Annotated in this window: 7 protein-coding genes and 1 pseudogene; 5 read left to right on the top strand and 3 right to left on the bottom strand. The window is 63.6% G+C overall.

Annotation, left to right across the window (positions count from 1 at the left end):
* A partial coding sequence (locus VMF11_01425; protein ID HTU68954.1) for a Rid family hydrolase occupies nucleotides 1–214 on the top strand: 214 nt, incomplete at its 5' end.
* A 267-nt stretch (nucleotides 215–481) separates the two neighbouring features.
* A pseudogene (locus VMF11_01420) lies at nucleotides 482–955 on the top strand (VC0807 family protein).
* Nucleotides 956–979: 24 nt separating this feature from the next.
* Here the strand turns inward: VMF11_01420 and VMF11_01415 are convergent.
* From VMF11_01415 to VMF11_01405, 3 genes are read right to left on the bottom strand one after another with little or no spacing between them, the layout of a single operon-like run.
* Nucleotides 980–2,182: an MFS transporter gene (locus tag VMF11_01415; protein HTU68953.1), complete on the bottom strand. Its 1,203-nt coding sequence runs from the start codon at nucleotides 2,180–2,182 to the stop codon at nucleotides 980–982.
* A gap of 6 nt (nucleotides 2,183–2,188) precedes the next feature.
* Nucleotides 2,189–2,452 (bottom strand): hypothetical protein, encoded by a 264-nt coding sequence (locus VMF11_01410; GenBank protein HTU68952.1) that lies wholly within the window; start codon nucleotides 2,450–2,452, stop codon nucleotides 2,189–2,191.
* Between the two features lie 45 nt (nucleotides 2,453–2,497).
* Nucleotides 2,498–3,868 carry a DHA2 family efflux MFS transporter permease subunit gene (locus tag VMF11_01405; protein ID HTU68951.1) on the bottom strand — a complete coding sequence of 457 codons (1,371 nt, stop codon included), beginning with the start codon at nucleotides 3,866–3,868 and terminating at the stop codon, nucleotides 2,498–2,500.
* A 62-nt stretch (nucleotides 3,869–3,930) separates the two neighbouring features.
* Here VMF11_01405 and VMF11_01400 point away from each other — a divergent pair, with 62 nt between their 5' ends.
* The 3 genes from VMF11_01400 to VMF11_01390 are packed head-to-tail and all read left to right on the top strand — an operon-like array spanning nucleotide 3,931 to nucleotide 7,596.
* Nucleotides 3,931–5,235, top strand: a complete 1,305-nt coding sequence (locus VMF11_01400; protein HTU68950.1) for a patatin-like phospholipase family protein — start codon at nucleotides 3,931–3,933, stop codon at nucleotides 5,233–5,235.
* Complete coding sequence (locus VMF11_01395; protein HTU68949.1) at nucleotides 5,232–6,632, top strand: hypothetical protein; 1,401 nt, start codon at nucleotides 5,232–5,234, stop codon at nucleotides 6,630–6,632. Before VMF11_01400 ends, VMF11_01395 begins: the two co-directional genes overlap by 4 nt.
* Before the next feature lie 4 nt (nucleotides 6,633–6,636).
* Nucleotides 6,637–7,596, top strand: a complete 960-nt coding sequence (locus tag VMF11_01390; protein ID HTU68948.1) for a hypothetical protein — start codon at nucleotides 6,637–6,639, stop codon at nucleotides 7,594–7,596.
* The last annotated feature ends 1 nt before the right edge of the window (nucleotide 7,597 follow it).

The raw sequence follows: 7,597 nt of genomic DNA, 5'->3' as shown, positions 1-7,597 counted from the left end.
CGAAGAGGTCGGCGCGTCCCTCTCCGACGTCGTGCGCACGCGCATGTTCGTCGTTGACATCCTCGACCACCAGGAGGACGTCGGACGAGCCCACGCGGAGTACTTCGCCGACGTCCGCCCGGTGTCCAGCATGATCGGCATCAGCGGCCTGGCCGCGCCTGGCTACGTGGTCGAGTGGGAGATCGACGCAATCGTGCCTCCAACGCCTGGCTAACGGCGATTGGCTAGAATCATCGGCGTCCTGGGACGACCCGTGCCGCATTCGTCTAGGGGCCTAGGACGCCGCCCTCTCACGGCGGTAACACCGGTTCGAATCCGGTTGGGGCTAAATTTTTCGGTTCGATACGCCGCCGCATCGTCGGGCGGGTTTGCCGCGGTAGTCCGCGGGCATCTCAAGAGGGTGCGGAAAACCCCACTCAGATTTCTTTGGCAAAGCATTCGGGCGCTGCTTCCGACGCTGGCGGTCGACACGGCTGGAACGATGCTCGTCTACTACCTGCTCGTCCCACATTTTCCGCCGATGAACATCTGGCCGATTCTCGGCGCATCGATGGTTCCGGCCGCTTCGAACATCTTCAACTTCGTCCGCCGCCGCAGTTTCGATATCGTCGGGTTGATCGTTCTGCTGGGCATGATCGTGGGCCAAGTTCCCGCCGTCTTTCACACTTCGGTGCGGCTTCTGCTCATACGCGAGTCGTTTCTCACCGGCTTCGTGGGCCTCGTCCTGGTCGTATCGACCTTCTTCATGCGTAAGCCCATCTTCTATTACGTCATGAAAGAGTTCCTCACGGCAAACGACGCGCTGCCGCAAGAGCACTTCCAGAAACTCTGGCGCACGGCGTATTTCCGCCACGGCGCGCGCACGATCACGATCGGATGGGGCGCGCTCTTGCTCGGAGATTTCGCTCTGCGCGCGTTCATGGCACTGCGCATGAACCCCGCGATCGTCCTCGGCGTCGCGCCGGTAACGACGACGATCTTATTGCTGCTGGCCGGTGCGGCGACGGCGATTTGGCTCAACGGAGCCATTGCGCGCGCCCTTTCCGGATCGCAGACCGAGCAGGAACGCGGCGGTCACCGAGATCGCCGGCAACACGCCGAGTAGCGGTGCATTGGAACCGACGATCGCGGCGCCGGTCGCTGGCCCGGCGATCATCGCGATGCTGTTCACCGAGTCGCTCAGCCCCATGATCGCACCACGCTCGGACGCCTTCGCGCGTTTGGTGAGCAGCGTGGTGAGTGACGGCTCCGCCATCGCCGCCCCGACCGCCCAGATCACCAGCGCCGCCACGAAGAGCCACTGCACGCGCGCAAAGATCAACAACACGTAGCTGATCACGCCGGCAACCAAACCGATCTGCGAGGTCCACACGTCGCCCACGCGCTTCGCGAGCGGCGTAACGACGACCAAGAGTGCGACGCCGCCGGCCGCACCCGCCGCCGCCAACATGTAGGCCGCGCTCGCAACCGAGATTTGCAGCATCTTTTCCACGAACAGCGAGAAATTCGCCAAGAACACGACGATCGCGAAAATGAAGAGGAATTGACGGATCAATACGCGGCGCACGCTCGGCTCGGCCGCGGCTTCGATCGTCTCGCGCATCCCGCTCTGTTTGCGTCGACTCTGTTTGCGCAAGGGCAAGAACAGCGTGGTAAAGACGACGTTGAACGCTTCCAGGGCCGTTGCCAAGAAAAACGGTAAAGCGATGCCGTTGTGCATCAGCGCACCCGAAGCCGCCGGACCGATCACGAACGCGAGGCCGAACACCGCGCCGTACACGGAATACGCAAATTCACGCTGATCGTTCTCGGTGACGTCGGCCACGTACGACTCCACTGCACCCAGGCTCCCGCCGCCGCATCCCGAGATCACGCGTGACAGGAAGACGAGCCAGAGCGAATGCGAGAGCGCGAGAAGTAGGTAACCGGTGAGCGAGAGCACCTGCGCCGCGATGATGACGGGCTTGCGTCCGATTCCGTCGCTGACCTTCCCCCAGATCGGCGCGGCGACCGCCGAAAAAAACGCAGGAATGCTCAGCAGCGCACCGGCCATGACGTAGGAGGCGTGGTACTGCCGCACCACGGTCGGCAGCAACGGAATCATCAGCGTGTAGCCGAGCGTATCGACCAGCGTGGTTCCGTAAATCGGAATAACGGCCCGGGGCAGCCGTGGGATCGTCACATCGCCCTAGAAACGTTCGATCGCCCGGATGCGCTGCGCTACTTCCGTCATCTTGATAATGGTACCGCGAAGCTCGTCGCTTATCACGTACGATTCACGTTCGTACACGGCTTCGGCGTCGACCGGCTCGGCGGTTTGCGCGTACGGTTCATGCGATCCCAGACGAAAATCAACCGTGTCCTTGTCAGCCAGCAAAACATTGTATGCGTCGCAGAGCTCACGAAGCTGATGCCGTAGCGCGCGCGATTCGTCGTTCATGATATATGACACGTTCGGTCCTCCTGCGCGCGATCGCCTGCGCCGATCGCGAGGTTTTCAGAATAGCGCAACCACGGCCGCGACGAGCGCTAATATTCCGCCGACGAGCATCGCGTGCTCGAAGCCGCTTGCGTTGGCCGCATTGGGCAACGGCCCCGCTCCGGCAAGCGCGATCACGAGGCCGAAGGCGGCAATCGCAACCAAGTTGCCCATGCGCGAAATCGAGTTGTTGATGCCTGAAGCCGCACCGAGGTGATCCGCACCGGCTGCGCCCATCGCCGCCGTCACCAGCGGCGCGATCGCGACCGCCAGGCCGACGCCGAGCACGATCGTCGCCGGGAGAACGCTCGTGGTGTAGGCAGCGCCCGCACGCAGATTCGCGAAGAGCGCAAATCCGGCCGCGCCGATCGCGGCGCCGGCGACCATCGGTATTCGCGCACCAATTCGCGCGGCCAACATGCCGGATAGCGGCGAACCTACCGCGACGAGCGCGATCGTGGGCAGAAGCGCCAGCCCCGCGCCCAGCGACGTGTAGCCCATGACGTGCTGCAGCTCGAACGGCACGAAGAACAGTGCTCCGCCGAGCGCGGCGTACAAGAAGAACGTGTAGAGGCTGGCAACGGTAAAGGCGCGCGATTTGAAGAGCGCGAGCGGCACAACCGGCGCGGCCGCGCGCCGCTCGAGCAAAACGCCGGCGACGAGGATCACGACCCCGACGGCGATCAGCAACAGCGAGGCGGCATCGGCGCCTCCGCGCTGCATCTGCATAAGCCCGACCACGAACAGGCCGAGCGCGATCGTGATGCCGGCGCTTCCGAACACGTCGGGCGCGCCGCGACCGCTTTGCGCGCGGCTTTCGGGAACGTACCGGTAGGTTATCCAAAGCACGGCGATCGCAAGCGGAACGTTGATCGCGAAAACACCTCGCCACGAGTAGTCGTCCGCGAACCAGCCGCCGAGGACCGGGCCTGCCGCCATCGTGACCGACGAGGCGGTCGCCCAGATTCCGATTGCGCGCCCGCGGCCCGAGGCGTCGTATGCCGCGGTGATGAGCGCCAGGCTTTCCGGAATCATGAGGGCAGCGCCCATACCTTGCACGCAGCGTGCCGCGATCAAGAATCCCGGGTGCTGCGCCACTGCGCACGCGATCGACGCCAGCGTGAAGATCCAGATCCCGAGCGCAAAGAGCTTGCGCCGGCCGTAGCGATCGCCCAGCGCCCCACCGGCCAAGATCAGCGCCGAAAGGAAGAGCAGATAGCCCTCGATGATCCATTCGGCCGCTCCGGCGCTGGTCCGAAGATCCGTGTTTATCCTGGGAAGCGCAACGGTCAGCGCGGTGCTGTCGATGTAGCTCATACTCGAGGCGATGATCGCGACGAGCAGCACGGCATTGCGCATCGTCCCGGCTTCACCTCGACGTTGCGGCATCCTCTCGCAGACGGCAGGGGCAGCGCCGGAAAACGCGCAATCGTCCATGCGGAGGTGGGAGTATGAGTCACCTCGATTTGCTTATCGATGCGCCCGGGCCCAAGAAGCTTCTTGCCATCGACGGCGGCGGTATTCGCGGCCTGATTGCGATCGAGTTCCTCTGTAAGATCGAAGCGCTGCTGCGCGAACGTTTCGATCGGCCCCAGCTCGTGCTCTCGGAATATTTCGACTACGTCGCCGGCACCAGCACCGGCGCCATCATCGCGACCCTGATCTCTCTGGGATACTCGACCGAAGCGATTCGCCGCTTCTACCGGACCGGCGCGCACACGATGTTCGATCCCAATTTTTTGCAGCGCATCGCGCGCCGCACGAAGGGGCCGCTCGCGATCGTGATGGGCATCGCCGGGATGCTGGTCTACAAGGCGATATACACCTCGGTGCCGCTGGAACGCCAGATAAAAGAAGTTCTCGACGACCCGCTTCCCGGCGGCGCCGCGCCGGAGCACGAACGGCCGCTGACGACGCTGGGCACGGAAAAGCTGCGCACGTTATTGATGATCGTCACGCGCAACGCAAGCACCGACTCGCCCTGGCCGCTCTCGAACAACCCGCGCGCAAAGTACAACCTGCGTGCCGATCCGGCGGGCGCCACCAACCTCGACATCCCGCTGTGGGAGCTGATTCGCGCAAGCACCGCCGCACCGGTGTTCTTCAAACCAAAAGAAATTCACGTTCCGGGCGTCGCAAAGCCATTCGTCTTTCTCGACGGTGGCATCACCGTTTATAACAACCCGGCATTTCAGCTCTTTCTCATGGCAACGCTGCCGACGTACAATCTCGGCTGGCCGGCGGGACAATCGCAACTGCTGCTCATCTCGGTCGGCACCGGCCTGTGCGACAGCGAGGACCTCAAGCTCGGCGAACGTGAAATGAACCTGCTTTACAATGTGCAGTCGACGCCGGCCGCGCTCATGCGCGCAACCACCGTCGAGCAAGACATCCTGTGCCGCGTGTTCGGCAAATTGCGCGGCGATTGCGGAATCGACGCGATCGATTCGGAAATCGGCGATCTGATCGACAATCGCGTTCCGCTGGCCGAGAAGCTCTTCACCTACGCCCGCTACAACGTCGAACTTTCCGCCCGCGGCCTGAAGAAACTCCAGATCGAAGGCGTGGACCCGAAGCTGCTGCAGCCGCTCGACAGCGTCGATCACCTCGACGAATTGGAACGCGTCGGCAAAACGGCCGCGCAACGCTGCGTGGACATCGGTGATTTCGAGGGCTTCCTCGATCGCAGCGCGCTGCGGCCCAGCGTACACGCGCCTCCGCTGCCCCAAGAGCCGCTCGCGAGCGTAACCGCGTGAACCGGCGGCCGTGGACGGCATTCACAGCCGCGTGCATGATCCTCGCCGTGCTTGCCGGCGGGACCGGCGCAACCAGCACTCCCGTCCCGTCTCCTTCCGCCAGTCCGCTCTCGATACTCACGAACCAATGCAGCACCGCGCAGCTTTCCAACATCGTTGCCGCGTATCTGCCGGCGACGGCAAGCGGCATCATGGCGACTCCGACACCGGTGCCGATTCCCGCGAACGTCGAGGGTTATCTCGCGCACATCTTGCGCCAGCGGCTCATGCAATGTTGGGCGCAGCTCGGCGGGCACCGTCCGCTACCCAAGGTTTATCCCCCCAAGGTTCCAACCTCGCCTGAAGAGGCGTGCTGGCCGTCGGACAGCGAGAACGCCGTTGCGCAGCTTTGGGCCCATCTCAAATTCTGCGAATCGCTCGTCCATCCGGCCGTGAAGGCGCCGCCGGCGGGAATCGGATGGCAACTTCCCTCGACGACGGGGAGCGGAAGCCGGCCCGTCATCTTCGTGATGGGAATCGGCGACCCGGCGATGGTCGGCCGGTTGGTCTCGGCGCTCGTGACCTTCCTGAACGAGGGCGTCGCCGAGTCCGGTTTCGCGTTCGTCGATAATGCGGTTCTCGTTCCGCAGCCGTCCTGGCAGTTGGAAACGTTCGCGACGCAGTGCGCGAACTCGCCGCAAGTACGCGGCGCAATCGTGGTCGACGTCACCGCCTCCGGCGGCGGCACGACCGACCAGTTCATCACGCGCAAGAACTGGACAGCCGTCGAGGCGACGGCCTTCTACGCGCAGTGCACGCACGATCCCGAAGATGCCCAAGGTACCTCAGCGTTCACCTGGGCTTCGGACATCGTGAAGGAAGAGCATCATCGACTCACGCTCACGCCGCTCACGCCCCTCGCGATGCTCCTCACGATGGCTTCCATTTATGAAGTCTTTGCGCCCGCCCACACGACCAGCACGGCGTCGACCAGCGTCTTTCCAAACCCGTCGCCGGTTCCGTCGGGAGGACGGGTCACGCAAGTCGTCACGACCAATCAAACGACGCTCAATGCGTCCTCGCTCGGAAGTGTCGCCGGCGGGTTTCTCGGCAGTTCGATCACCTACACGAACAGCGCGGTCCCGATCTCGCAACAGCCGGTCGACGAACTCACGTGGGACACGCTGCAATCGGTCGCGATCGGACTCATGAGCCAGATGAACTGTTGGCATCCGACGCTCGGTCCCAAGCAAACGGCGATTGCCAACGGGATCGTGGGCGCGCCGCGCACGCTGCCCGCCTACAATCCGCCGAAGGGACTCGGCGCCTACTCTTCCGGCAAAGCCTCCGCGCCGTTCTGCAGCGAGCCGACGCGCAGTGAATCGATTACCGACATTCTTCCGGCTGCACCGAGGTAGGCTGATGCGCAAGAAGATTCTCACCCTCACCGCGCTCGTCGCACTCGGCGCTTGCGTCACGTTCGGCGGCGCGGTGAGCGCCGGCCCGAGCGCACCCGCTCCGCTCACGCCGGGCACGTGGGACTGCGAAACGACGCAGCCCAATCCGGCTCCAAATCTGCCGCGCGACCTACACGAGACCGATCACATCGAATACATCGGCAAGTGGCTGCACGGCACCGCACGATCGTCGACGGCGGGAAGCCCCGATCCCTATTACGACTACTACCTCGCGCACCTCGGATCGCGATGGGTCTACATCCAAGTCAGCGTAGATCCCGCTAATCCTTCGCTCATGAACTATTTCGTCGGCACGAGCCACGATGCGCAACTGCGCAGTTCTCACTGGCGCATCGTCTATCCGGCGGAGACCGGAGAATACCAGGTAGCCGAGGTCCTCGGTCAGTCGACGGTCCGGCAATTCAGTATCAAGTACGCCGACTTGACGCAAGTCTGTGCCAACTCCGGCTCGTATCTGCCGCCGGCGCCGGCAGCCACGCTGAAGTGCACCACGACCAGGCTGGAGCCGGGCGACGCCGGTGCCGCGTCGTTCCCCTCCTACCTCAGCATCACCAAGATGGCCGCGGACATCACCGCCAACGCGAAAGTGCCCACGTACTGGTGGCAAGGTGTCGCGACGAACAGCCCGAGCGGCGGGCGCATCATCTACGAATACAACATCTTTTCGATCCAAGGGCGCTTCTATTCGATCGAAATCAACGGCGATACCGGGTCGTATGCGATCGCCGAGAGCACGGCGGCGCAAGACCTGGCGAACACGAGTTGGACGGTCGTCTATCCGCAGCTGGAGAACGGCTTCACGTTCGGAAGCGTGACCTACGGAGCCGACGCGCTACCGCAAGCGTTCGATCTCTATTTTGCCGATGGGTATCAGCACTGCGGCCCACTACGTGCCGGACGTTGAA

This window comes from Candidatus Baltobacteraceae bacterium (genome assembly GCA_035502855.1).
GTDB lineage: Bacteria > Vulcanimicrobiota > Vulcanimicrobiia > Vulcanimicrobiales > Vulcanimicrobiaceae > Aquilonibacter.
Note: the sequence above shows the minus strand (reverse complement) of the source record. Positions and strands in the feature narration are given on the sequence as shown.